Raw genomic sequence first — 24,689 nt, 5'->3', positions numbered from 1 at the left:
GCCGGGACAATAAATCATCGTGGAGCACGTCAGTTCTAGCGTGAGGCTTGCCGAAGAAGCCCGGCCGAAACGGCCGCAGCCATGCGAGACGATCGCAATCGAAAGGGAACGAAACCGCTTCAAGGTTTCGGTGCGCTTGCGCATAGACCCGTGCGGCTGAGCCGTCTCGCCCCGAGCCTTCTGTCCCGGCGCAAATCCATAACGGCCGTGAATCAATGACGCCGGATCGGGTCGACCGGCCAGATGAAGATGGAGAGCTTCGACGCTCAAGTGGATGCGGATGGGGCGCTGTCGCGGCTCGAACGCACGAAAAGGCGGCGGGGCTACCGTGACGTCCAGCGCTCCGGATAGTCGTCGCCGACGGCACGTGATCCGCGATTTCCTGTGGTTTTCTTAGGCTTCAGAGGAAATGCTGCTTTGAGGTCCCTATCGTTGCCGCATCTTCATCGTCATACCGGAAGGGCAACAACTAAGGAGACCGTCCTTCCATGACCACCACCAACGAAATCGCCGACAAGATCGCGTCCGAGCAGAACCTGACCAAGGCGCAGGCCAAGACGATCGTCGAAAGTGTCTTCAAGCAGATCGCCGACGCGGCCCAGGCGGGCGCTGAGACGTCCATCCCGTCGTTCGGCAAGTTCAAAATCAGTGCGACGTGAAAGTCGCCTAAGTAATTGTTTGTACGGGATTTATATTCCGGGACAAACCTGATGTTCCGTCATCAGTAGCCTACCGGCACATGCGGGACTGGTAACGGTCCGGTGTGAAGCTGCCGGGACAATGTAGCCGGGCCTTAGGGCCATGCCGATGTCGTGAGGCAGAGGTATCTTCTGCGAGCATCAGTGCGGATGGGGCGCTAGGCTGGGTGGTATGATCAATGCAAATGAACTGCTGATCAACCGTCGTCTCAATGCCGCCGCGTCCTGCAATAGGCAGCATATTTGTCCCTCGTCGACGCTGAAAAAGCGACGCGAAAAACCCATGCCCAAGCTCTTGAAAACGGACATGAGAATCTCTGGTGGTCGGCAATCGCAGCAGATTGGTTGCGATATGTTTGATGGTGGTGAAGTTGGCCGGGGCGTTTTCGGTTCGGACGCGGCATTCGTCGTCGCGGAAGACCATGTCCAGCACCCAGTGCAGGCTGTTCTCGATTGCCCAATGACTGCGAACGATCGGTCCGAGCTTGTCGGCGGGCAGCTTCAACGAGCTGATGTATAAGCGGGTCTCCCGCTCGGTCTTGCTGCCGATTTCGCGTATGCTGTCGATGATGACGACGGATTTCAGGGCGGGCCATTTGTGGCGTTGCTGAAGCCAGGCGACATCATGCAGGACGGTGGTGGTCCTGGTTTCGATCCGACCATGATCGCCATCCACGGTCTCATGTCGACTGATCGCGGTATCGGCGTATTGCTTGGCTTTCTGCTCGGTCACGAACAGGCTGACATCGTCGCGCAGCGCGCTTTGATTGCCCTTGAGGGCGAGGACATAGTCGGCCTTCTGGTCGACGATCTGCTGCGCGATCGCACGCTGGCAGCCCATGGCGTCGATGGTCACGATCGCCCCCTCGATCGCCAGCACCTTCAGAAGATGGGGGATCGCGACGATCTCGTTGGCCTTCTCGCCGACCTTGACCTGACCCAGCACCAGACGTTGGCGCGCGGCGAACGCCGAGACCATGTGGATCGCCGCCTTGGCGCCTTTCGACCGGCGCACGGTCTTGCCATCGATGGCGATCACCTCTGTCGCCACGCCGGTCAGCGACGCGACCCAGGCGACAAAACAGCGCTGAAACGCCTCGGCATCAAGCGTGGCAAGGATGTCGCCGAGATGATCATGCGACGGTGTGCCGCCTGCAAAAGGCCGAAACCGACGCAGAAAACTCAGCTTCCGATTGCCAAAATTCGCGATGTCCGTGAATGTTTCCGCCCCCGACAATACCGCAAGCAGGCACAGCAGCAGCACCTCCCTCAGCGGGTAGCGGACCTTGCCGACCTGACGCCCGTCCGGAATATCCTCAAAATATCCAAGAAAAACACCCGCCTCCTCAAAAAGTTCGCCATGCTCCCGATCGCTATCCGTCATCGTCGTCGTTCCTCCATCCAGAGGATCGCGACTGATTCAGCAATTCAAACCTTTGTCACCTACTTCTTCACCCGATCGCCCTGATGTCGACCCCATAGTCCCTTGCGACGGTCACGGAACTCAGCGCCGACTTCGTAATCCCGATTTGCCCGCTCAGCGGTTCAGGGAATTTCTCAAAGACCTCAGGGAAAAAACGCTTCAATAAAAGCCTGACTGTTGGTTTCCACGCAGAACTGAGCCGGTTAGGCGCATAATTTCCATTGAGAATTGAGCCATGTGAACCTTCCCCCAACGCGGAGAGCGACGGGGGCAACGGAGTGATCCACATGGGACTTTTAAACATTATCCGTCGGATGAAGCTGCGCGAGAACCTGTCTGTACGCGAGATCAGCCGGCGCACGGGGCTGTCGCGAAACACGATCGCGAAGTATTTGAACGCGGGCACGATCGAACCGACGTTCACGGTACCGGAACGACCGAGCAAGCTTGATCCTTTTGCCGACAAACTGGCGGCCTGGCTGAAGACCGAGGCCGGGAAGTCGCGCAAGCAGCGCCGAACACTGAAGCAGATTCATGCCGATCTGGTGGCGCTCGGCTTTACCGGTTCCTATGGCCGTGTTGCAGCCTTCGCCCGAGATTGGCGGGCGGATAGACAACGTGAGCAGCAGACGACGGGCCGAGGCATATTCGTTCCGCTGTCTTTCCGCCCAGGCGAAGCATTCCAATTCGATTGGAGTGAGGATTATGCCGTGATCGGCGGAGAGCGGACGAAGCTGCAGGTCGCGCATATCAAGCTATCGCACAGTCGCGCGTTTTTGGTCAGGGCCTACCTGCTGCAGACGCACGAGATGCTTTTTGACGCCCATTGGCACGGCTTCCGTGTGTTCGGAGGCGTCCCTGCTCGCGGCATCTACGATAATCTATGGACGCCTCCCGGGCGAGATGAACATTTGGCGGCACTCGGCATTGGATGCGTGAATCTATCCGGCCTATCGCTGGAGCGATCACGCTCCTGGCCTTGATGGGAGTCCGCTGCCTCTTTCCTCATAACATGATCGACCTTTGTGGCCTTGTCGTAAATCAGGATCCGAAGCTGCGGTCCGTGCCGTTACGCCATCAGTTCTTACCTCGCATTCATCATTGCCTCACAGGCAACGATTGGCAAATGACTATTTTGCGGCATAGCGCTCCTGTCGTGTAAGCAAGGCCCATGCTACCCGCGCGGTCTTGTTGGCGAGCGCTACGATCGCTTTATTAAATCCACGGCGAGCGACGAGCTCTTTCAGCCATTGCGATCGGCGATCGTCGTGACTGGCAAGTCGGCTGATAACTGCGCGTGCACCATGGATCATTTGGCGACGGAGGTAGTGGTTCGCTCGGCGGCCAATTCCGCCGAGGCGTGGTTTGCCGCCAGTCGTGTATTGTCGCGGGACCAGCCCGATCCAGGCCGCCAGTTCTCGCCCCGATTTGAAGTGGCGCCCGTCCTCAACGCTGGCCACCAGTGCAGTTGCAATGATCGGACCGACGCCAGGCAGTTCGCACAGACGGTGGCAATCTTCTCGCTCGCGGCAAATCTCGCTAATCTTCCGGTCGAGCCTGGCAACCCGGTCATTCACATCGGTGAGCTGGTCAAGGAGTTCGAGGAATAGCTCGCGCCCGAGATCGGAAAGAGGTGCATTCTCGACAGCCGAGGGTGCCTGAGCAGCAAACCGCCATGGCCCCTGCGGCAAAACGATTCCATACTCGGCAAGAAGGCCGCGGGCATGATTGATCAGCGATGTCCGCTGAACGATCAGACGCTCCCTAACTCTATGTAGTGACTGAAGGTCTTGCTGTGCGGTCGACTTGACCGGTACGAACCGCATGGTTGGACGTGTCGCCGCTTCATAAATCGCCGCAGCATCGACCGCATCGTTCTTGGAGCCACGGACAAAGGGCTTCACGAAGCGTGGATTGATCAGCAAGACCTCTCGCCCGTCATGCTGGAATTGCCGCCCCCAATGATGAGCGCTGGCGCAGGCTTCCATCGCTACCATCCTGGGGTTTATAGCTTTGACCGTTTCGGCCAACTTCGAACGGCTGATCTTCCGCGACAGGATAGCGCCATCCGACGCGATGCTGTGGAGATGGAATGACGACTTTCCAAGATCGATTGCGAGCAATTCGAATGTCATGACTTCCTCCTTTAGTTGGGCCCCTCATTCTGAGGCCTCGGAGGGAGGCGTCCATCCCATAACATGAAGACAGCGGTCGATCGGGTTGGCCGCGGCAAGGAGCGACAGGTCAACATCCGGTTCCTTGCGATGACGAACCACTACGTCTTTGCACCTGAGTTCTGCAATCCTGCTGCGGGCTGGGAGAAAGGGCAGGTCGAGAAAAACGTTCAGGATTCTCGTCCCCGCCTATGGCAACAGATGCCGGACTTCCCGGATTTGGCAACGTTGAACCTCTGGCTGGAGCAGCATTGCCAGGACCTGTGGCAGGAGACACCGCACGGGAGCCTGCCCGGTTCGATCGCGGATGTTTGGGGTGATGAACAGCCTGCTTTAATGGCGTTGCCCGCCATGTTTGACGGCTTCGTCGAGCAGAGCAAGCGCGTCTCGCCGACATGCCTGATCACCTTCGAACGTAATCGTTACAGTGTGCCAGCATCGTTTGCGAACCGCCCCGTCAGCTTGCGGATTTATCCCGAGCGGCTGGTAGTTGCAGCCGAGGGCAATATCCTCTGCGAACATCCGCGGATCATAGAACGCAGCCACGACAAACCACCGCGAACGATTTACGACTGGCGGCATTACCTTGCCGTCATCCAGCGCAAGCCCGGTGCTTTGCGCAATGGTGCACCCTTCCTGGAATTGCCGCTGGGCTTTCGACAACTGCAGGACCAGATGCTTCGCCGTCCCGGTGGTGATCGGGAGATGGCCGACATCCTCGCTCTGGTGCTTCATCACGACGAACAGGTTGTCGTCAGGGCTGTGGAGCTGGCTCTGGATCAAGGCGTCGCGACCAAGACGCATGTGCTGAACCTGCTGCATCGTCTGATCGATGGGAAGACAACTGACGGTCCTGACATCGACACGCCACAGGCGCTGACCTTGCTGCGTGAACCCAAGGCAAACGTGGAGCGCTATGATGGCCTGCGTGTCCGGATCGTGGGAGGTCGTCATGCGTCATGATCCTGCCAGCGCCGCCGTCGTCATTATGCTTCGTAGCCTGAAGATGTATGGCATGGCCCAAGCGGTCACGGACCTGATCGAGCAAGGAGCACCAGCCTTCGATGCGGCCGTGCCGATCCTGTCCCAGTTGCTAAAAGCCGAGATGGCCGAGCGCGAGGTCCGCTCCATCGCCTATCACATGAAGGCTGCCCGTTTCCCGGCCTACAAGGACATCTCCGGCTACGACTTCGCCGCCAGCGAAATCAACGAGGCGACGGTGCGCCAACTGCATCGATGCGAGTTCATGGACGGAGCGCATAACATTGTCCTCGTCGGCGGGCCGGGCACAGGCAAAACACATGTCGCGACCGCCCTCGGAGTCCAGGCTATCGAGCATCACCGCCGAAAGGTCCGCTTCTTCTCGACCATCGAATTGGTCAATGCGCTCGAGCAGGAGAAGGCAAAGGGCAAGGCAGGTCAGATCGCCGAGACGCTGGTCCGTCTCGATCTGCTGATCCTCGATGAGCTCGGATACCTTCCATTCAGTGCCTCAGGCGGAGCGCTTCTCTTCCACCTGTTGAGCAAGCTTTACGAGCGCACCAGCGTCGTCATCACCACCAACCTCAGCTTCAGCGAATGGGCAACCGTCTTCGGCGAACCAAGCATCGCAGACTGCCCCTATTGTCGACGGGGTGGTGCATCATGTGACTATCATTGACCCACGCCACGGCCTTGCGGGTCAACGTCTTGAGCTGGTGTCAGTCCAGTCCGGTCGCGGTGCGGCATTCGTAGTCGTTCGATTACCTGACGGACGCCGCCGTTCAATTCGCCGGTCGGCGACCGATCTTGCAACCTTTTCGCCGGACGCGTGGAGCGAGTCGAAGTCGGCACCTCGCATCAGCGTTCGAACCCTGCTCACATTGATGCGCCATTTAAACAGCATGGTTACCTCCCGTTCCAAGGAGGTGATTCGCGATGAACGCGCAATCGAAACCGTACCGCGTAGCGTCTCAGTCCCTCGTAAAGCTTCTGACCCCGAGCACGACAGTCCCGCGTCCGTGGCTCGATTTGCCGGCGGAGACGCGCAAACAAGTCGCTCAAAAACTTGCCCCCCTGTTGATGCGGATGCGGTCAATACGCGCGCCGACAAAGGTAGATCGGCATGCTGAGAGCGACGAATAGCCCGGACAGCCAAGTCACCGCCGAGCATCGCGGCAAGCTCGCCTACATTTATGTCCGCCAGTCTTCTGTAAACCAGGTGCGGCATCATCAGGAAAGCACTGAGCTGCAGTATCGGCTCATCGATCGCGCCGTCGCTCTTGGCTGGCCACATGAACGCGTGCACGTCATCGATGAAGATCTTGGCAAATCCGGTTCGGGCAGCGTCGAGCGAGAGGGCTTTAAGAAGCTAATCGCAGAGATCGGGCTTGGAAACGCAGGGCTTGTCATCAGCCTCGATGCCTCTCGGCTCGCCCGCAACAATCGTGATTGGCATCAACTCCTTGATCTGTGCGCACTGTTCGGCGTTATTATTGCCGACGGCGAACGGCTCTATGACCCTTGCGCTTACCATGACCGCCTCTTGCTCGGCTTGTCAGGCATCATGAGCGAAGCGGAGTTGCACCAGATCAGGCAGCGCCTTCATCAGGGCGAGCGTCAGAAAGCGGCACGCGGCGAATTGCGCTTTGGTCTACCCGCCGGATTATCTCATGCCCTCTCGGGCCAGATCATTCTCAATCCCGATGAGGAAGTGCAGGCAAGGCTTTGCCTCGTCTTCAGCAAATTCCGCGAATTGGGAAGCGCGCGGGCGGTAATGCGTTATCTACGCAAGGAGGATTTACCATTGCCAATGCGTCCCCTTCGTGGTCCGGCACCGCACGAAGTCGTCTGGCAAGAGGCCAGCAACCCGCGCGTGCTCAGCATTCTCCATAATCCCGGCTATGCTGGGGCCTATGTCTATGGTCGACGACGGCAGACTGGCGGGCGCATTCGTCAGGACGTGTATCTGCCACGCACAACCAAGGTCCCCATCGAAGACTGGGAGGTCTGTTTGCAAGCGGCCCATCCTGGTTACATCGGCTGGGAGGAGTTTATGGACAACCAACGGCGATTGGAAAACAATATCAACCACTACGAAGCCGGCCATACGGGAGCGCCGCGTAAGGGCGCTGCATTGCTGCAGGGCATCGCTGTCTGTGGGCGGTGCGGCCGGCGGATGAGTTTGCGCTATAGCGGCCCTGCGGGAAACTATCCCGTCTACACGTGCCGCGCCGACCGCGGTCACGATGGAGGGCCGTTATGCCAGGAGGTGCGAGCTCTGCCCATCGACGCACGCATCGAAGGCATTCTACTTGAGGCCCTGACGCCGGATAGCATCGCCATCGCCATCGCCGCACTGGGCCAGATCAAAGAAGAGATCCGGCAGCTTGAGCGTCAATGGGCTCTGCGGCGCGAACGGGCGCGCTACGAGGCGGAAAGGGCACGGCGCCAATACGACGCAGTCGAACCCGAGAACCGCTTGGTGGCCCGGTCGCTGGAGCGGGGATGGGAAGAGAAGCTGCGTGCAGCCGAGGCCATAGAGCAAGATTATCAACGGTGGCGGTCCGACGAACCCTTGGTTCTCAGCGAGGCAGATCGCGACGGACTATTGGCGCTCGGAGAGAACCTCCCTGGCATCTGGCATGCCCCCTCGACCACGGCAGCCGAGCGAAAGAGCATCCTACGCCTCATCATCTGCGAGGTCGTTCTCGACCAAAAGCGCCTGCGGGGCCAGGTCTGGGTCAAGATCCTGTGGCAAACGGGAGCGACAAGCGAGCACTCTGTCCAAAGGCGCGTTCACACCTATGGTGACTATATCGATATCGACAAACTACGAGCGCGCGTGACGGAGCTGAACACCGCCGGCAAAATGGACAAGGAAATTGCCTCGGCGCTGAACGCCGAAGGCTTTCTTGCCGCACGGAATTGCGCCTTCAAGGGTGAGAATGTCTGGCTCTTGCGCAGGCGTTGGGGCATTCCCACCGTCAAAATCAACGGCACGAGCTCCAATCCCGCCCGGTGGCCGGACGGATCCTACTCCGTTCAAGGAGCCGCAGCGGCTCTGGGCATCACACCTCAGGTCATCTTTGATTATCTCGCTCGCGGATGGCTCAAAGGGCACCAACTCGCCAAGGGCCAGCCGTGGCAAATCGACTTGACGCAGGACCAGATCGACATTCTGCGCGCTCGCGCTCAACGTAATAGACGATCGAGGAAACAGGCATCATGAAATCATTGGTGACGCCAAGATGACCACCGCTCTGCTCGATCGTCTGACCCACCGTTGCCACATCCTGGAAACAGGAAACGACAGCTTCCGCTTCAAGGCCAGCTCGGCCGCAGCAGCACAGAAGAGAGGAGAAAAGGCCAATCTCTTGACCAAAGCCTGATCAGAAAACCATACTCAGAAGTGGCTCACTTCTCGGTGGAAAAACCGGCTCAGTTCCGCGTGGAAACCAACATTTCGACATAGACGAGGAAGCTCGTCGCGTTGATCGGCCGGTCGATGACCCAGGGCGCGCTGACGCGATCAACGCGCAGGGCGGCAATGAACGTCATGGTGTTCCAGTGGCCGAAGGGAGCCTGGCCGAACAGCCGTTCGCCGCGCGGCGCCCAGCCTCGCAGCGGCGCCATGTTCGTCTTCGTCCAGGGGTGAGTAGGCCGGAGGGATTTCACCAGCCGGCCTCTCGCAGAACGGTGCGTGAACCTCTCGATTCACACCGCTCCCATCAGGTAAACGTGTTCGTTCCGAACACCTTCCAATGTACGAACAGTCCCGGATTTTCCCGCGCCAGTTTTCGCAAGAAGAGACTGGCTCGTGTCTTATGGGACTGAAAGCGTTTGAACTTTCGCCTGATCCAGGCTCTGAGCTTCATGTTAACGTAATCAGCCAGAGTGGACAGGGCCGAACGGCTGAACCGGCCATAATAGGCAATCCATCCCCGAAGGAGTGGATTGAGTTGTTTGGCAATTTCGGTCAGCGTCCCCGGCGTCTGCCGCGGGATGTTCAAACTTTTGATCTTTGCCCGCATCGATTTAAGCGCCGTCGGACTAACCGCAGGCGTGTAGCCACAGAAGAACTCGTCCCGCTGTGTATTCGCCACCCGTCGAGGCCGGAACTGATATCCGAGAAAGTCGAATGCGACATTCGGATACGTTCCTCGGCGCCGTTGATCCTTGCAGTAAACGATCTTGGTCTTTGTCGGATGCATCTGCAATCCGCACGCTGCCAAGCGAGAACTCAACTCCACCTTGAGGGCTTCGGCTTGCTGCTCGCTCTGGCAGTGAACAAGACCATCGTCGGCATATCGACACCATGGTAGGTCGGGATGCATTCGCGTCATCCACAAATCAAATGCATAGTGCATGAAGAGATTTGCGAGGCAGGGGCTGACGACACCGCCTTGCGGGGTGCCGCACGTTCGCGCCAAAACCTCACCATTCTTCTCCATCGGCGCTGCGAGCCATCTTCCGATGTAGAGCAGAGCCCACTTGCATGTGACGTGCTTCCTGACCGCCTTCAGCAAGAGATCGTGTGGAAGATTGTCGAACAGTCCTTTGATGTCGAATTCCAAAACCCAATCATACTTCCAACATCGCTGGCGCGTCACGCCGACGGCATCCAAGGCCGACTTCCCCGGCCTGTACCCGTATGAGTCTGGAAGAAAGAGGGAGTCCAAATCCGGCTCAATCATCTGTTTGACCACCATCTGCGCGATCCGATCGCTGACCGTGGGCACACCCAAAACCCTCTCGCCTCCAGCCTTCTTTGGAATGGAGACGGCACGCACCGGTGGCGGAAAGTAGGCTCCGGACGACATCCGATTCCAGATCTTGTAGAGATTCCTTGCAAGGTCTTTCTCGAACATTTCCAAAGTCTCGCCGTCCACCCCGGCTGCGCCATGGTTGGCTTTGACCGCTTTATAAGCTTCGTACACCTGCCGTTTCTCAATTCGAAACGGCTTGTCTGCCGTACTTTCCGAAGTCATCCTGTTTCCAGTTGTTTCAAACAATACGACCACCTGATCCGACCCCTTTGCTCCGACCCCATTACAGGGTCCTCGACGCTCTTACGGGTCGGTCCGCCCCAGTCTCCCGCATCGGTACTCTCGCCTTGCGGTTTGCGCCGCTTGAGCTTCTCCCTTGGCATCAGGAGCCTGGTTCCTGCAGTTCCGCGTGAACGCCTATGTCCAAATCACGCCCCCTCTACGCCGGTCGCCGCCCGCCCGGTCATCAGGCTTCTGGCGGACTTGTCCCAGGATGACGAAACGGTCCTGGTTTCGACAACACTTACGTTCATAACGACGCGTCTTCGGAGGGTTCACTTTCGTTCGTCTTTTGAACATGCACCTGCTCGGATCTCGTCCGAACGTTTCATCCGACGCTCACCACCACGGCTCTTTACCGCAGCAGCTCGGACTGGTTTGAGACCTGCTCCTGAAAGCCGATCCCGGAGGGCCGTCCCCCATCATTCACGCAGCTTTACGCTACGGTCTCAGTTCATGTCGAACTCCTTCCGCTGCTCTGCAGCACACTCTCGTCGATGAAGACGAGGCGGGCCGGATCGATGCGATGGCGATGCTTCAGCCAGCGGCTGCGTCGGGCGGCGACATCGGGCCGGTCGCGCTCGCTGGCGACCAACGTCTTTTTTTATAACTCAGCCCTTCCTCATGCACGCAGATCCAGACGGAGCGGTAGTCGACCTTCAGGCCCCGCTCCGCCAATTCCGCGACCAGCCCGCGCAAGGTGAATGCCTGCGCGCGGCAGCGCTCGATTAGCCAGGCCCGATGCTCACCGGCGATCGCTCGCGGCTTGTGCCCGCCCATCTGGCCGGCGGCGGCGCTGCCCGTCTCACGGAAGCGCCGTACCCAATCGATCGCCGTGCTGATGCCGATGCCGAAGCGCTTCGCCGCCGCCCGACAGGACAGCCCATCGCGCGTCACTGCACCAACAACACGGTCCCTAAGGTCATCCGAAAAGGGTCTCGCCATCCTGGCCGGCCTCCTGCACCGGCCTGAATGGTGAATCTGATTTGCTCACAAAAGGGAATCCCCATGCCGATTCCGCCTAAATTCATCCCGCTCTAGTCTCTGACGAGCTCATTGTGAGGCTCTGATGCGGGCGGCATAGGCCCATGGCATCAGGGCGTCGATGTCTTTGGCGAGGTGGCCGTTTGCTAGGCGGGTGAAGAGGTCGCAAAGATAGGCGTAAGGTTCAACGCCGTTCATTTTGCAAGTGCCGATCAGACTGGCAAACCGAGCCCAATTGCGGCCCCCTTCATCGTGCCCCGCAAAGAGCGCATTGCGGCGGTTCATGGCCGGGCGGCGGATCGCGTTTTCCACCAGGTTGGAGTCAATATCGACATGGCCGTCGTCCAGGAACAGCCGGAAGCCGTCTTGTCGTTTTAGCATATAGGCCAGGGCTTTTCCGAGGTCAGATTTGCGTGAGACGCGCGCGGCCTGGGCTGCCAGCCAGGTGAAGAACTCGTCCACCAGCGGGAGGGACAGGTCCTGTCGAACGGCCCGGCGATGTTCGGAGTCTGAGCCCCGGATACTGTCTTCGATCTTGTAGAGCGCGGAGATGCGCACCAGCGCCTCGTCGACAATGGGCGATCCGCTCTTCGGCGTCGCCTTGATCAGCTTTCTGCGCCCGTGCGCCCAGCAGAAAGCCAGCTTCAAGGGATCGCCACCCATCCGGTCCGACGTGGCGAGGTGAGAGTAACCACCGTAGGCATCGACCTGGATCGTACCGTTGAACCCGGCGAGAATTTCAGCGGCATATTCTCCTTTACGCCCGGGCCGATAATGGAACACCACACCTGACGGAGCAGAACCATTCCAGCCGCGGTCGTCGCGCAGCACGGCCCAGAGATAGCCGGTCTTTGTCTTGCCTCGCCCAGGATCCAGCACCGGGGCCGTCGTTTCGTCGACATAGAGGCGCGTGCTTTCCCACAGCAGCCGTTTGGCCATATGGTCGACCACCGGTGCGATTTCGCTGCCCGTGCGCCCCATCCAATCGGCCAGGACCGTGCGGTCTATCGGCACCCCGTGTCGCGCCATGACCTCAGCCTGCCGGTTGAGCGGCATATGTTCGGAATGCTTGGAGACGGCAATCTCCGCCAGAAGGGCTTCGGTCGGCCAGCTCCCTTCCAAAAGATGTGCCGGCGCTTTGGCCTGGAGGACGCCCGTTCGACCCTTGGGGCATGCGTATTTCGGGCGGATCGTGACGATCACCTCGTAGCGCGCCGGGATCCGGTCGAGCCGTTCCGTCCGATCCTCGCCGATCCGGACCATGTTGCCGCAACCGCAGGGACAAGCGATGCTCTCGGGCTCGATCACGCGCTCGACCCGCGGCAGGTGTTCGGGCAGTGCACGGGCCTTCCGCTCCTTGCGAGAAACGGCCTTGTCCGGATCGCCAACCTCTCCAGGATTGATTGCGCTGGCTTCGATCTTCTTCTCGACGGCGGCGATCCGCGCCTGTGTTTCGGCAATCGCCGTTTCAAGGTCTTCCAGCGCCAGTTCCATCTGCGTCGGATCTAGCTTTTCCGATTTCGGCCCGAACTTCGTGCGCCGATAGTCGTGAACCTGCCCCTCAAGCTTCTCGATCAGTTCCTTCAACTCGGAGATGAACGCGTCCTTTTCGGCCACCACAGCCTGCTCATGCTGACGTGCAGCACGCTCGACCGACAGCTCGAACTGCATCGCCGCAAACGCCTTCACCACCTCTGGCGGAAGGTCCGGAAACAGGCTGAGATCAAGGGGCGATGACATGCGCCCTTATAGCAAGGCAGCACGGAAAAGCCAAATAAAACAATGCAAAGGCGGCCGGATATTCACCCTGCCGCCGACGGCGCGGTCACTCGTTGCGCCATCACCCGCCGCCAGTCGAGGCCTTCGAACAATGCCTCATATTGCCCCCTGGAAAGACGCATCGTCCCATCCTGAACCTTGGGCCAGGCAAAGCTTCCATATTCAAGAATTTTGTAAGTTAGCACCATTCCGGTGCCATCCCACACCAGGATCTTCAGGCGGTCCCCGCGTTTTGAGCGAAAGATCACCGTCACCCCGGAATGCGGGTCCAGCTTCAACTCGGTCTGCACCATCAGAGCCAGAGCCTGATGCCCACAGCGGAAGTCAACCGGACGCGTTGCGATCAGGATCGGCAGTCGTTGGCCCGCGACGATCATGACGCTCCTCGCACAGCGCGAACCAGAGCGGCGACCCGTTCAACGGGCACATCGTTCGGAACCCGCATCACAACGTCTGAGCCAATCTCCAACGTCAAAACCTGCACCCTCGGCCCGTCGGAGGCCAGCTTCGGCAGCGGCAAACGATTGACAGGCTCAGGCGGCTCCGCAGCGATTGCCAGAGGCACGAATGCCGGCTCGATACCATCGTGCTCCGACGGCGTCGTTGCCACCGCAAACGGCAGCACCAGAATGCCGTCGCGCACTTGACGTCGCCAATCGGAAAGCTGGTTTGCTATAACGCCGTGACGGCGCGCGACATCAACGACACGAACACCAGGCTCAAAGCTTTCCGCCACGATCCGCGCCTTCACATCATCCGGCCAACGCCGGTTTCCGCGGCGCGGCTCGACAACTTCGTAGCGACCGACAAATCCATCATCTGCCATGCAAATCTCCAGATAAAACTGGAAACCTTCTCGCATACGCAGCAAGCCTCAAAATACACCCAATCCAATGGGGCGGAGACGGCGCTTACGGCTTATCTCTGTCATCGTCATCTCCTGTTCAAAGGTTGGCTAAAACAGCCCAATCCTTCAAATCAGAAGCGCATCATGCAAATCCCGCACTCCAAGTGCCGCGCCAGCGGCTTCGTTCAATCCCCATGCCGATTCCGCCTAAATTCATCCCGCTCTAGTCGGCATAGTTCGCCGGTCGGCATAAAGCTGCAAAATGAATGGTGTCGAGCCCTACGCCTACCTGCGCGATCTCTTCATCAGCCTCGCCAACGGCCACCTCGCCAAAGACATCGACGCCCTCATGCCCTGGGCCTATGCGCAACGGATCAGCGCCTCACAATGAGCTCGTTCGGGACTCTCAGACGTGCTCACAGGACCTTCCGCAAGCGATCGACATCACCGTTGCAACCGGAAAATCGATGGGGCCGAGACGCCGATACGGCTGAGCGTTGCCTATATGGGCAATCCATAGGTCTTTCGACAGCTTCGAAACAGGGCGGCTGCCATTCGGCATAGCCGAAACGTCCAACATTCTTTCGCTTTCGTCCATTGCCAGGATTTCACGTATCCTCATAGCGTGAAGGATGTGTGGGTTCCGGCCAACTCGGATCGCCTCATTCACACCTTCAATTGGCACAGGAACACCGCCGCCGCAAATGCCGCAATGATATGAATTCTACGGGAGGATCACATGATATTCGAACTGCGGACCTATGATCTGTTGCCCGGAAAGGCTCTCAAATATCTCGGTCTCTTTCGCACCGGTGGCGTCCATCTCATTACCCGTCACCTTCCGCTCGCTGGCTACTGGATGACCGAGAGCGGCGGTCTCAACCGCATCCATCACCTCTGGGCCTATGAATCCTTGCAGGAGAGAACCCTCTGCCGTCTTGCAGTGGCAAAGGATCGCGAATGGAATGATCAATTCGTTCCCAACGCTTTCACACTGGTCGTGAGCCAACGCAACGCGTTTCTGTCCCTCGAAACGAGTTCGAAGCTGCTCGACGGGGTTGTTGCCAGGCGCAAGGAGGCGCATCAGCAGCAGATCGAAAGCGAGCCGATGTTCGGGGAGGACTGGTATGCCATCGCCATTAGCGCTCAAACCTTGCCGCCAGAAACCCCCGGCCTGGTTGCAGGTTTCCGGACAGTGTCGGGATACCGGCCGCAGAGCCACTTCACCCTGATCAAGGCAAGTCAACCGGACTTGCTCATGGGCTACGATGGAGCACCCATCGAACATGAACTCATCCGCCCGCTGGCACTGTCTCCCTTACGGTAGTGCTGACCCCGCCGGGATTGAGCCCGCTCTCGGTACGGCTCTGCCGGCGGTAAAACCCCGCTGGCATCCCGGCTCGCTGCGAAAAGAAGCGGCTGAAATAAGCAAGGTCGTCGAACCCGAGTGCGTGTGAAATCTCGGTAACCGACATTTCTGTATAGAGGAGGTATCGCTTCGCTTCGATCATTACCCGTTCATAGAGCAGGTTCGAGGCGGTTTTCGCTCCGCGAGCCTTGCAAGCAAGATTCAACCGCGGAACAGTGACATGTAGACGTTCGGAGTAGAAGCCCAAGTTCTTTTCTTCGCGGAAATACTGTTCAAGCAGGTCTCGAAATCTCACAAACAGGTCGTAATTCCGATCCCTGCGATGAGCATCGAGGACGGCACCACTGCGAGCCCGCAGCAAAGAGACAAGAATTCGCAAACATTGCGCCATGATTGCAAGTCTGCGGCCGGGCGCAGACCAGATGAATTCGTAGTGAAGCCAGTGAAAAGCATCCTTTAAGCCATCGATGCGTACATCCGCGCCGCCGACCGGATATACAGCAGCAATCCGGGTTGTCTCGATCAGCGCAGGATCTCCTCGTGCAACGCTTGCAATGTAGGCTGAGGCAGCCGTAATCACCTCTCCATCGGTCCCAGGCAGGAAATTGATCTCATGGACGATCGATGCAGGCACGACAATGAGGCTAAGTGGCGCGATCTGCCATGTCTTTTCCTCCATCCGGATCCATCCGCCACCTTCGAGGACCAGCAGAATCTGGGTGTGGTCGGGATGAGCGTGAGGACGAATTATCCAATTATTCGGGCCGCTTCGTTCATGGATCGCCTCCGTGTGAAGGAAATCGAGATCAACGTCCGAATGCGGATCTCCATAGAGATAATAGCGTGGAATCGTGATCTTTCCTAACATTTGTAAAGCTCCCGCGACCGCAATGCAGTTTCAATTGCTGCATAGCAGCAATTGAATTGTACAACATAAATAACGCTTCTTCCATTGTTTGGCTATGGAGGTGGCCTTAGCAATTACCCACGGGCATCCAACAACATCGCCTGCTTCAGAGTTGGAGCACGTCGTGGATGGAGAGAGGATTCTCACAGGGGAGAGCCAAGCAGGCAAAGCAGCGAGTGGAGGAGACATGCCAAAATATCTGTTGCAAGATGCGACCTGTGACGTCCTGGTCATCGGCTCGGGTGCCGGCGGGCTTTCAACCGCGATCACCGCGAAGAAGCTCGGCCTCGATGTGATCGTGATCGAGAAGGAAGAGTTTTTCGGCGGAACAACCGCCTTTTCCGGCGGTGTCCTCTGGGTTCCTGGCAATCCTCATTCACGAAAGTATGGCATCCAGGACAGCCGGGAAAGCGCCCGCGAATATCTAAAGAACGAAACCGGCAATTTTTTCGACGAAGCTGCGATCGATGCTTTTCTCGATCATGGTCCCGAAATGCTGGAGTTCTTTGAACGGGAAACCGACGTCAAGTTCCTGCCGACACTCTATCCCGATTATCATCCCGATGTGCGGGGCGGTATCGACGTCGGTCGTTCGGTCGTCGCTGCACCCTATGATGCGACCGCGTTGGGTCAGAATCTGAAGCGTCTGCGCCCGCCACTCAAAACCATCACCTTCATCGGCATGATGTTCAATTCGTCGAGCGCCGATATCAAGCATTTCTTCAATGCCACTCGGTCGCTGACCTCCGCGCTCTATGTGGTTCGCCGCCTGGCCGGGCACCTGAGGGAACTCGCCGTTCATCATCGTGGCGTCAATATCACCGCCGGCAATGCGCTTGCCGCGCGGCTGGCCAAGTCCGCTTTCGATCTTCGCATTCCGATTTACACGCAAACGCCAGCTCAACAATTGATTATCGATGGTGATATAGTGAAGGGAGCGCAGGTACAAGGACACAAAGGGCCGGTTCGCATCACCGCGCGGCGTGGCGTCGTGCTTGCTGCCGGAGGCTTCCCGCATGATCTTGCGCGAATTGCGAAAGCCTATCCGCATGTCAGGCGAGGCGGAAAGCACCTTTCGCCGACGCCCGATGGCAATACCGGCGATGGGATTTCGATGGCCGAGCAGGCCGGCGGGGTCTGCGAGACTCGCTTTCCGAACGCAGCCGCCTGGATGCCAGTCTCGGCCGTCCCGATGGGCAACGGCAAGATCGGCGTCTTCCCGCATCTTCTCGACCGCTACAAACCGGGCATCATAGCAGTCCTCAGTTCCGGCCTCCGATTTACCAACGAATCCAATTCCTATCACGACGTCGGGGCGGCGATCATCGAGGCATCAGCGAACGAGCCGGATGCCGCGGTATGGTTGATCTGCGACCACGCAGCCATTCGCAAATACGGTCTCGGGCATGTCAAGCCCGCGCCGGTGCCGCTCGGCGGGCATTTGCGCAACGGCTATCTTTGTCGCGGCAAGACTCTTCGGGAGCTCGCTCAGACCATCAGCGTCGATCCCACTGTCCTGCAGAAGACCGTTTCTGACTATAACGTCGCCGCCCGGAAGGGACTCGATCCAGCATTTGGCCGTGGCACGAGCTCGTTCAACCGCTATCTCGGAGACCCGGACCACAAGCCCAATCCGAATGTCGCTCCGATCGAAAAGGGACCTTTCTATGCGGTGCGCATCATGATGGGGGATCTCGGCACCTTCGATGGGCTGAAGACGGGCCTTTATGGAGATGTTCTGGATGCGAACGGGCAGCCGATCAAAGGGCTCTACGCAACGGGGAACGATCGCGCAAGCGTCATGGGCGGCAACTATCCGGGCGCCGGCATCACCCTCGGTCCGATCATGACCTTCGGCTATCTCACGGCGCGGCACTTGGCCGGCGTGAGCTGAGGCGCCGTAAACGGCGGAATTTCCAGCACATCATTTGGGAGGATATGAAAGTGCAGATAACAAGACGAGCTTTACTGGGTGGGACCACGGCGGCGACCGTAACGGGCATGATGCCGCTGCGGCGCCCCCGCGCGCAAGCGGATGATACGATCCGCATCGGCGTCATCACCGATATGTCCGGCATCTATCAGGACGTTTCCGGTCCGGTCTCGGTTGCCTGCGTCAACCAGGCGGTCGCCGAATTCACCGCTGCTAATCCGGGCTTCAAGGTCGAGGTACTCGTTGCCGATCACCAGAACAAACCGGATATCGGCCTGACCATCATCCGCGAATGGTTCGATCGCAACGGGGTCGACGTGCTGAGCAACGTCGGCAATAGCGCCATTGCGCTCGGCGCGCGCGATCAGCTCGAAGCAAAGGATAAGGCCGCAATCATCACCACGGCCGGCAGCTCCGACATCACCGGCAAATATTGCAGCGCGCATGTCGTCCACTGGAGCTGGGATTCCTGGTGCCTGGCGCATTCGACGGCGACGGCGACCGTCCGTACCGGCGGAAACAAATGGTTCTTCATAACCGCGGACTATGCTTTCGGGCACGCCGCTGAAAATGATGCGACCAACTTCATCAAGGCGGCGGGCGGCGAAATCGTCGGATCGGTACGCTATCCCTACGGCAGCACCAGCGATTTCTCTTCATTCCTGCTTCAGGCGCAGGGAAGCGGAGCCAATGTCATCGGCTTCGCTAATTCCGGCAACGATCTCATCAATTGCCTCAAGCAGGCCCAGGAATTCGGTATCGCCGACAGCGGCATCCGCATGGCGGCCTTGGTAGGGTATATCACGGATGTGCTCGGCATGGGGCTGCCCGTAGCGCAGGGACTGAGCATGACGGAGACCTTCTATTGGGATCTCAACGATCGAACCAGGGCCTTCATGAACCGGGCCAAGCCGCAACTTCCGGAAGGAGTGTTCCCGAACATGAGTCAAGCAGGCGACTATGCCGGCATCCTGCATTATTTGAAGGCGGTCAAGGAACTCGGCGTCGCCCAAGCGAAGAAATCGGGCAAGGCCGTTATCGACATGATGAAAAACATGCCGACCGATGATGATGCGTTCGGGCAGGGCTCCATCCGCGCAGACGGACGGAAGATCCATCCTGCCTATCTCTTCACGGTGAAGTCGCCCGACGAGAGCACGAGCCGCGGCGATGTCTTCAAGCTGCAAGCGACGATCGCGGCGGATGAAGCCTTTCGCCCGCTCAGCGAGGGGAACTGCCCCCTGATCTGATCTACAGCGATCCCCGGCGTCGCTATTCGGCGCCGGGGATCGCCGGTTGCCGTGCGTCCACCATTTCTTCCAGCTCATTGCGAAAGGTCAATTTTGTGTCGGGATATGAATATCAGTGGCTGCAGCTTCAGGACCGTGTCTGCATAGTGACTGGCGCCGCAGGCGGAATCGGGCAGGCCATCGCGAAGGAATTCGCCACGGCCGGTGCGAAACTCGTGGTTCTGGACCGGCAGGACGGTGCCTGCGGGGAAACGGTGGCCATGATCGAACGGGCGGGTGGGTCGGCCCTGGCGCTCGCTTGCGACGTCAGCAGCGCCGAGTCCACCGAGACGGCAGCCGCCGCCGCCCATGACAGGTTCGGTACATGCGACATCCTCGTCAACAACGCGGCAATCCTGCGGCCCGGCCATCTGGATGTGTTGCCAATCTCCGATTGGGAGCAGATGCTGCACGTCAACTTGACGGGCTACCTGCTCTGCTCGCAGATATTCGGCCGCCCGATGCTGGCTAAGGGCGAGGGCGCTATCGTGCATGTGTCATCCATCGCCGCATCCCATCCGCAGGCGTTCAGCGGCGCCTATAGTCCCGGCAAGGCGGCAGTTTCGATGTTATCACGGCAGCTCGCCTTTGAATGGGGACCGAAGGGTGTGCGCTCGAATGCGATCAGCCCCGGCTTGATCCATACTCCTCTATCGGATGTCTTCTATCGGCAGCCCGAAACCAGGCGGGCGCGCGAAGACATTGTTCCGCTGAGGCGCATCGGAACACCGGATGATATTGCCAATGCTGCTGTTTTTCTTGCAAGCCCCCGTGCAGGCTATGTCAATGGGCAGGAGATTGTCGTCGACGGCGGGTTTGCCCAGACGCTGATGAGCAGTATCCCGCGCCCGGGATATGGCGGCTGAAGATGCTTTGGAGGAGCAGATGACGCTTGAGAAAACGATTCTAATCACGGGCGCGGCCGACGGGATCGGCTGGGCCATGGCGCGCCTTTATGCGGCGCGCGGTTTCCGGGTAGCCCTTGCCGATATCGATGGCCAGAAGGTGCACGATCGGCTTGGCGAACTTGACCCCGGTCATCTGGCGCTCGCCGCCGATGTCACCCGCGAAGAGGACGTGCAGACAATGGCGCAGTCGGTGCGCGAGAGTTTCGGAAACTGCGGCGTTGTCATCAACAATGCCGGCATCGCCGATAGCCATCTGCCGACGATCGAGCAGGATGCCGCCCAATTCCAAAAGGTGCTGGATACGCATCTGCGCGGCACGTTCCTCGTCTCCAAGGAGATGGGGCGCATGATGCTGGACAATGGCGGTGGCACCATCGTCAATATTTCCTCGATCGCCGGCCTTGGCGGCCTGCCGAGACGAAACGCCTATGGTGCCGCCAAGGCCGGCATCATCGCCATGACCCGTTCTATGGCCTGCGAATGGGCCCCGCAGGGCATTCGTGTCAATTCCATCGCACCTGGCTTTGTCGAAACGGCGCTCGTCCGCAAGCTGACGAACGCCGGCCGGATCGATATAGCCCAGATCCGGCGACGCATTCCGATGGGGCAACTCGGCGAACCCGACGACATCGCGGAGGCCGCCTATTTCCTGTCGTCTCCGGCCGCAAAGTATATCACTGGCGCCGTTCTGAGTGTCGATGGCGGCTGGAACGCCTTTTCCGATTTCGGCGATGCCCATCCCCTAGAAACAGGGGGCAAGTTATGAGCACGCTTCTTACCGGAAACTGCGACCGGGAAGCAATATTGACTGCGCGCGGCCTGACTAAAGTCTTCAGGGGTTTCACCGCCGTCAACAATGTCGACCTGACCGTCCGCAGCGGATCGATCCACGCGTTGATCGGACCGAACGGAGCCGGCAAGACCACCTGCTTTAACCTCCTGACGCGTTTCCTGGTGCCTACACGGGGAATGATTCATTTCCGCGGGACCGACATTTCGCGCTCCTCGCCTGCCGACATCGCCCGCATGGGGCTCGTCCGCTCCTTTCAGATATCGTCGACGTTTCCCCATCTAAGCGTGCTGGAGAACGTCCGGATCGCGCTACAGCGTCCGAATGGACTAGCGACCCAGTTCTGGCGCCCGCAATCCAGCCTCGACCGGCTTAATGAACGGGCGATGGAGCTCCTTTCCTCGGTTGGCCTTGAATCTTTCCGCGACCAAGCGGCCAGTGTGCTTTCCTATGGCCGCAAGCGAGCGCTGGAGCTGGCAACAACATTGGCGCTGGATCCCGAATTGCTCTTACTCGACGAACCTATGGCCGGCATGGCGCGTGAAGACATTCACCAGATCGCGCATCTGATCCGAAAGGTAGCTGAGGGGCGCACAATCGTAATGGTGGAGCACAATCTATCAGTTGTCGCCGATCTCTGCGACCGGGTGACCGTTCTGCAGCGCGGCGAAGTCCTGGCGGAGGGCCGCTATGAGGAGATCAGCCAAGATCCGAGAGTAAGGGAAGCCTATATGGGGAGCGCCGTATGACGGCAATAACACGGATAAACGCGGTGAAGGACCAGACCGCCATCCTGTCTGCCCGCAACCTGAAGGCCTGGTATGGCGAGAGCCAGGCGCTGCACGGGATCGATCTTGATATTCACAGCGGCGAAACGGTGGCGCTCCTTGGCCGCAACGGCGCAGGCAAGACCACGACGCTCAAATCGATCACGGGTCTGATGGACCGCCGCAGCGGCGAAATCAAGATAGGTGGAAAGGACATAAGCCGGCTGCCGCTGCATCATATCGCGCGGCATGGCCTGGGCTTCGTCCCGGAAGAACGCGGCATTTTTTCCGGTCTGACCGTTCAGGAAAACCTGTTGCTGCCTCCCATCGTCGCAGAAGGCGGTCATACCGTCGAAGAGATCTACGCGCTCTTTCCGAACCTCAAGGAACGGCGCCACAGCCAAGGCACCAGCCTCTCCGGCGGCGAACAGCAGATGCTGGCAATCGCCCGCATCCTGCGCACCGGCATCAGGATCCTGCTGCTCGACGAGCCGACGGAAGGATTGGCGCCGGTGATCGTTGATCGCATCGGCGACGTTATCATCGCACTTCGAAAACGCGGCATCACAATCATTCTCGTCGAGCAGAACTTCCGTTTCGCCCAGCGCGTGGCGGAACGCTACTACGTGATCGAGCACGGACAGGTCCTCGATCAGTTTTCGGCGGCGGAATTGCCTGGGCGGCAAGACTGGTTAAGCGACGTTCTGGGTGTCTGAGCTATGCTGGAAACCGGTCTAGTCCCTACCTTTCACAAACGCTTCCGCCCACCAGAACACTATAGGAATTAAGGTGAACGATGACAATTCTTGGTATTCCCTCGGCGGCGCTGTTCAGCCAGTTGCTGATCGGACTGATCAACGGGTCTTTCTATGCGCTGCTGAGTCTGGGGCTCGCCGTCATTTTTGGGCTGCTGCGCGTCATCAATTTCACCCACGGCGCACAATATATGCTCGGCGCCTTTGCCGCATTGCTGCTACTCAAATTCGCCGGCATCGGCTTCTGGCCGTCTTTGCTGATCGCGCCGCTGCTGGTCGCCCTTTTCAGCGCTGTGCTAGAACGGCTGCTGATCGCCCGGGTCTATTCCCTCGATCATCTTTACGGAATGCTGCTGACCTTCGGTCTGACCCTCATCATCGAAGGCTTGTTTCGACATTTCTACGGTTCCAGCGGCCAGCCCTACGCGGCACCGAAGGAACTGTCCGGCGCCGTCAATCTCGGTTTCATGATGCTGCCGAAATATCGGGGTTTCGTGATCATCGCCTCGCTGGCAGTCTGCCTTCTTACCTGGTTGCTGGTGGAGCGGACGAAATTCGGCGCCTATCTGCGCGCGGCGACGGAGAATCCGAAGCTGGTGCAGGCCTTTGGCGTGAATGTGCCGCTCCTGCTCACCCTGACCTATGCGCTCGGCTCCGGTCTTGCCGGGCTTGCGGGCGTTCTGGCGGCGCCGATGTACCAGGTGAGCCCGCTGATGGGACAGAACCTCATCATCGTCGTCTTTGCAGTCGTCGTGATTGGTGGAATGGGGTCGCTGATCGGTGCCATCGCCACCGGCTATACGCTCGGCCTCATCGAGGGGCTGACCAAGGTCTTCTATCCCGAGGCGTCCAACACTGTGATTTTTGCTGTCATGATCATCGTTCTTCTCGTCAGGCCCGCCGGCCTGTTCGGTCGAGCTTAGATTGAAAATTCCGGAGGAATTAATGGCCACAATCCATAAGCTAGCAACCACCCCGATTCCGCGAATGGCTTCGTCCATAAATTGGGCCTGGCTCTTGGTCGCAGTCGGGCTGGCCGTCCTCATAGCCGCTCCGGCCCTCGTCTATCCCATATTCCTGATGAAGTTGCTCTGTTTCGGGCTTTTCGCCGCCGCTTTTAATCTGCTGATCGGCTATGTCGGCCTTCTGTCCTTCGGACATGCCGCTTTCTTCGGCGGCGCGGCTTATATCGCCGCCTACAGCGCCAAGGTATGGGGCTTCACCCCGGAACTGGCGATCATCGCCAGCACGGCTTTTGCTGCCGTCCTCGGCTGCTTGATCGGCGCCATCGCAATCCGGCGACAGGGCATCTATTTTGCGATGATCACCCTGTCCTGCGGGCAACTGGTCTATTTCGTCTTTGTCCAGTCGCCCTTCACGGGCGGAGAAGACGGCATCCAGTCGGTTCCCCGGGGAGCCTTGTTCGGCCTCATTGATCTCAATCCGGCGATTAATATGTACTACTTCGTCCTTGCGGTCTTCGTCGCCGGCATGTTCGCGATCTGGCGCATCGTCCATTCGCCCTTCGGTGCCATTCTAAAATCCATACGGGAAAACGAGACACGGGCTATTTCCCTCGGCTATCGCACCGAGCGCTATAAACTCGGCGCCTTCGTGCTGTCAGCATCGATCGCCGGCCTCGCTGGCGGCACCAAGGCGATCGTCTTCCAGCTTGCAACGCTGACAGACGTCACATGGCAGGCGTCTGGCGAAGTGATCTTGATGACGCTGCTCGGAGGGCTTGGAACTATGATCGGGCCTATTGTCGGGGCTGGGATCGTGTTGTCGCTGGAGAACTTTCTTGCCGCATCCGTCATCCCCATCACGGTGATCACCGGAAGCATATTCGTTCTCTGTGTCATCCTGTTCCGCAAGGGCATTGCCGGTGAAATCACCGGATTTTTTGAGCGAAAACAATCGGTCGAGTTACGCAGTAACTCGTAAATACGTTCCCTCTCATTTACACGATACGCTACTTTGGAGAAGTGCCTGTTGACGGCATGATCCAGCGCGTCTTCCTTGATCGCGCCAGAATGCGAG

Annotated in this window: 18 protein-coding genes and 8 pseudogenes; 17 read left to right on the top strand and 9 right to left on the bottom strand. The window is 58.9% G+C overall.

The window, feature by feature from the left end; all coding sequences use genetic code 11:
* The first annotated feature begins 243 nt into the window (after nt 1-243).
* A complete protein-coding gene (locus tag QEO92_RS32675) occupies nt 244-351 on the top strand; it encodes a hypothetical protein (RefSeq protein ID WP_210058826.1) in 108 nt (35 codons plus the stop codon).
* Nucleotides 352-488: 137 nt separating this feature from the next.
* Nucleotides 489-656, top strand: a pseudogene (locus tag QEO92_RS32670) (HU family DNA-binding protein); the annotation flags it as partial.
* Nucleotides 657-729: 73 nt separating this feature from the next.
* On the opposite strand, the gene QEO92_RS32665 reads toward QEO92_RS32670, so the two are convergent.
* Nucleotides 730-2,082, bottom strand: coding sequence for an ISAs1 family transposase (locus tag QEO92_RS32665; protein WP_210058824.1), 1,353 nt, complete (start codon nt 2,080-2,082; stop codon nt 730-732).
* Between the two features lie 326 nt (nt 2,083-2,408).
* Here QEO92_RS32665 and istA point away from each other — a divergent pair.
* Nucleotides 2,409-3,023 (top strand): annotated as a pseudogene (gene istA / locus QEO92_RS32660) (IS21 family transposase); the annotation flags it as partial.
* Nucleotides 3,024-3,251: 228 nt separating this feature from the next.
* On the opposite strand, the gene QEO92_RS32655 reads toward istA, so the two are convergent.
* Complete coding sequence (locus QEO92_RS32655; RefSeq protein ID WP_113426808.1) at nt 3,252-4,256, bottom strand: IS110 family RNA-guided transposase; 1,005 nt, start codon at nt 4,254-4,256, stop codon at nt 3,252-3,254.
* Nucleotides 4,257-4,316: 60 nt separating this feature from the next.
* Between QEO92_RS32655 and QEO92_RS32650 the strand changes: the two are divergent.
* From QEO92_RS32650 to QEO92_RS32635, 4 genes and pseudogenes are all read left to right on the top strand, one after another.
* Nucleotides 4,317-5,258, top strand: a pseudogene (locus QEO92_RS32650) (Mu transposase domain-containing protein); the annotation flags it as partial.
* Nucleotides 5,248-5,956: pseudogene (gene istB, locus QEO92_RS32645) on the top strand (IS21-like element helper ATPase IstB); the annotation flags it as partial. The pseudogenes QEO92_RS32650 and istB, both read left to right, overlap by 11 nt.
* A 443-nt stretch (nt 5,957-6,399) precedes the next feature.
* The gene (locus tag QEO92_RS32640) at nt 6,400-8,505 is read left to right on the top strand and encodes a recombinase family protein (RefSeq protein WP_210059119.1); all 2,106 of its coding nucleotides are present in this window, start codon (nt 6,400-6,402) and stop codon (nt 8,503-8,505) included.
* 1 nt (nt 8,506) lies between these two features.
* Nucleotides 8,507-8,665, top strand: a pseudogene (locus tag QEO92_RS32635) (ATP-binding protein); the annotation flags it as partial.
* A 73-nt stretch (nt 8,666-8,738) separates the two neighbouring features.
* Here QEO92_RS32635 and QEO92_RS32630 read toward each other — a convergent pair.
* The 6 genes and pseudogenes from QEO92_RS32630 to tnpA all read right to left on the bottom strand — a co-directional run.
* Nucleotides 8,739-8,924: pseudogene (locus QEO92_RS32630) on the bottom strand (IS630 family transposase); the annotation flags it as partial.
* Between the two features lie 80 nt (nt 8,925-9,004).
* Nucleotides 9,005-10,264 carry a group II intron reverse transcriptase/maturase gene (ltrA, locus tag QEO92_RS32625; protein ID WP_210059127.1) on the bottom strand — a complete coding sequence of 420 codons (1,260 nt, stop codon included), beginning with the start codon at nt 10,262-10,264 and terminating at the stop codon, nt 9,005-9,007.
* A gap of 544 nt (nt 10,265-10,808) precedes the next feature.
* A pseudogene (locus tag QEO92_RS32620) lies at nt 10,809-11,266 on the bottom strand (helix-turn-helix domain-containing protein); the annotation flags it as partial.
* A gap of 108 nt (nt 11,267-11,374) precedes the next feature.
* Nucleotides 11,375-13,045, bottom strand: coding sequence for an IS66 family transposase (gene tnpC, locus QEO92_RS32615; RefSeq protein ID WP_210059128.1), 1,671 nt, complete (start codon nt 13,043-13,045; stop codon nt 11,375-11,377).
* A 62-nt stretch (nt 13,046-13,107) separates the two neighbouring features.
* The gene (gene tnpB, locus QEO92_RS32610) at nt 13,108-13,461 is read right to left on the bottom strand and encodes an IS66 family insertion sequence element accessory protein TnpB (RefSeq protein ID WP_227705935.1); all 354 of its coding nucleotides are present in this window, start codon (nt 13,459-13,461) and stop codon (nt 13,108-13,110) included.
* Nucleotides 13,458-13,910, bottom strand: coding sequence for an IS66-like element accessory protein TnpA (gene tnpA, locus QEO92_RS32605; protein ID WP_227705930.1), 453 nt, complete (start codon nt 13,908-13,910; stop codon nt 13,458-13,460). The genes tnpB and tnpA overlap by 4 nt, the downstream gene beginning before the upstream one ends.
* 274 nt (nt 13,911-14,184) lie before the next feature.
* On the opposite strand from tnpA, the pseudogene QEO92_RS32600 reads away from it, so the two are divergent.
* Together QEO92_RS32600 and QEO92_RS32595 are read left to right on the top strand one after the other, a co-directional pair.
* Nucleotides 14,185-14,322, top strand: a pseudogene (locus QEO92_RS32600) (transposase domain-containing protein); the annotation flags it as partial.
* 348 nt (nt 14,323-14,670) lie between these two features.
* On the top strand, nt 14,671-15,258 hold the full coding sequence (locus tag QEO92_RS32595; protein ID WP_210059070.1) for an NIPSNAP family protein: 588 nt from the start codon (nt 14,671-14,673) through the stop codon (nt 15,256-15,258).
* Here the strand turns inward: QEO92_RS32595 and QEO92_RS32590 are convergent.
* Nucleotides 15,224-16,168 carry a helix-turn-helix domain-containing protein gene (locus QEO92_RS32590; protein ID WP_210059071.1) on the bottom strand — a complete coding sequence of 315 codons (945 nt, stop codon included), beginning with the start codon at nt 16,166-16,168 and terminating at the stop codon, nt 15,224-15,226. The two genes, QEO92_RS32595 and QEO92_RS32590, sit on opposite strands and share 35 nt — an antisense overlap.
* 226 nt (nt 16,169-16,394) lie before the next feature.
* On the opposite strand from QEO92_RS32590, the gene QEO92_RS32585 reads away from it, so the two are divergent.
* The 8 genes from QEO92_RS32585 (at nt 16,395) to QEO92_RS32550 (ending at nt 24,593) form a co-directional block, all read left to right on the top strand.
* Entirely contained in the window at nt 16,395-18,101 is a 1,707-nt protein-coding gene (locus tag QEO92_RS32585; RefSeq protein ID WP_210059072.1) for an FAD-dependent oxidoreductase, read from the top strand.
* A 50-nt stretch (nt 18,102-18,151) separates the two neighbouring features.
* Nucleotides 18,152-19,390 (top strand): ABC transporter substrate-binding protein, encoded by a 1,239-nt coding sequence (locus QEO92_RS32580; RefSeq protein WP_210059073.1) that lies wholly within the window; start codon nt 18,152-18,154, stop codon nt 19,388-19,390.
* Nucleotides 19,391-19,485: 95 nt separating this feature from the next.
* Nucleotides 19,486-20,295 (top strand): SDR family NAD(P)-dependent oxidoreductase, encoded by an 810-nt coding sequence (locus QEO92_RS32575; RefSeq protein ID WP_210059074.1) that lies wholly within the window; start codon nt 19,486-19,488, stop codon nt 20,293-20,295.
* Between the two features lie 19 nt (nt 20,296-20,314).
* Nucleotides 20,315-21,103, top strand: coding sequence for an SDR family NAD(P)-dependent oxidoreductase (locus QEO92_RS32570; RefSeq protein WP_210059075.1), 789 nt, complete (start codon nt 20,315-20,317; stop codon nt 21,101-21,103).
* Nucleotides 21,100-21,876 (top strand): ABC transporter ATP-binding protein, encoded by a 777-nt coding sequence (locus QEO92_RS32565; RefSeq protein WP_210059076.1) that lies wholly within the window; start codon nt 21,100-21,102, stop codon nt 21,874-21,876. Before QEO92_RS32570 ends, QEO92_RS32565 begins: the two co-directional genes overlap by 4 nt.
* Nucleotides 21,873-22,610 (top strand): ABC transporter ATP-binding protein, encoded by a 738-nt coding sequence (locus QEO92_RS32560; protein ID WP_210059078.1) that lies wholly within the window; start codon nt 21,873-21,875, stop codon nt 22,608-22,610. Before QEO92_RS32565 ends, QEO92_RS32560 begins: the two co-directional genes overlap by 4 nt.
* A gap of 80 nt (nt 22,611-22,690) precedes the next feature.
* Entirely contained in the window at nt 22,691-23,572 is an 882-nt protein-coding gene (locus QEO92_RS32555; RefSeq protein ID WP_210059080.1) for a branched-chain amino acid ABC transporter permease, read from the top strand.
* Nucleotides 23,573-23,636: 64 nt separating this feature from the next.
* On the top strand, nt 23,637-24,593 hold the full coding sequence (locus tag QEO92_RS32550) for a branched-chain amino acid ABC transporter permease (RefSeq protein ID WP_227705934.1): 957 nt from the start codon (nt 23,637-23,639) through the stop codon (nt 24,591-24,593).
* The last annotated feature ends 96 nt before the right edge of the window (nt 24,594-24,689 follow it).

The organism is Neorhizobium petrolearium, assembly GCF_029854435.1.
In the GTDB taxonomy this organism is placed as follows: Bacteria; Pseudomonadota; Alphaproteobacteria; order Rhizobiales; family Rhizobiaceae; genus Neorhizobium; species Neorhizobium petrolearium.
This window is presented reverse-complemented; position numbering and strand designations above follow the sequence as displayed.

Coding starts and splice junctions, on each gene's coding strand:
- QEO92_RS32585 (WP_210059072.1), top strand. CDS start 16,395: ATGCCAAAATATCTGTTGCAAGATGCGACCTGTGACGTCCTGGTCATC.
- QEO92_RS32640 (WP_210059119.1), top strand. CDS start 6,400: ATGCTGAGAGCGACGAATAGCCCGGACAGCCAAGTCACCGCCGAGCAT.
- tnpA (WP_227705930.1), bottom strand. CDS start 13,910: ATGGCAGATGATGGATTTGTCGGTCGCTACGAAGTTGTCGAGCCGCGC.
- QEO92_RS32555 (WP_210059080.1), top strand. CDS start 22,691: ATGACAATTCTTGGTATTCCCTCGGCGGCGCTGTTCAGCCAGTTGCTG.
- QEO92_RS32590 (WP_210059071.1), bottom strand. CDS start 16,168: ATGTTAGGAAAGATCACGATTCCACGCTATTATCTCTATGGAGATCCG.
- QEO92_RS32655 (WP_113426808.1), bottom strand. CDS start 4,256: ATGACATTCGAATTGCTCGCAATCGATCTTGGAAAGTCGTCATTCCAT.
- QEO92_RS32570 (WP_210059075.1), top strand. CDS start 20,315: ATGACGCTTGAGAAAACGATTCTAATCACGGGCGCGGCCGACGGGATC.
- tnpC (WP_210059128.1), bottom strand. CDS start 13,045: ATGTCATCGCCCCTTGATCTCAGCCTGTTTCCGGACCTTCCGCCAGAG.
- QEO92_RS32550 (WP_227705934.1), top strand. CDS start 23,637: ATGGCTTCGTCCATAAATTGGGCCTGGCTCTTGGTCGCAGTCGGGCTG.
- QEO92_RS32675 (WP_210058826.1), top strand. CDS start 244: ATGAAGATGGAGAGCTTCGACGCTCAAGTGGATGCGGATGGGGCGCTG.
- tnpB (WP_227705935.1), bottom strand. CDS start 13,461: ATGATCGTCGCGGGCCAACGACTGCCGATCCTGATCGCAACGCGTCCG.
- QEO92_RS32595 (WP_210059070.1), top strand. CDS start 14,671: ATGATATTCGAACTGCGGACCTATGATCTGTTGCCCGGAAAGGCTCTC.
- ltrA (WP_210059127.1), bottom strand. CDS start 10,264: ATGACTTCGGAAAGTACGGCAGACAAGCCGTTTCGAATTGAGAAACGG.
- QEO92_RS32560 (WP_210059078.1), top strand. CDS start 21,873: ATGACGGCAATAACACGGATAAACGCGGTGAAGGACCAGACCGCCATC.
- QEO92_RS32565 (WP_210059076.1), top strand. CDS start 21,100: ATGAGCACGCTTCTTACCGGAAACTGCGACCGGGAAGCAATATTGACT.
- QEO92_RS32665 (WP_210058824.1), bottom strand. CDS start 2,082: ATGACGGATAGCGATCGGGAGCATGGCGAACTTTTTGAGGAGGCGGGT.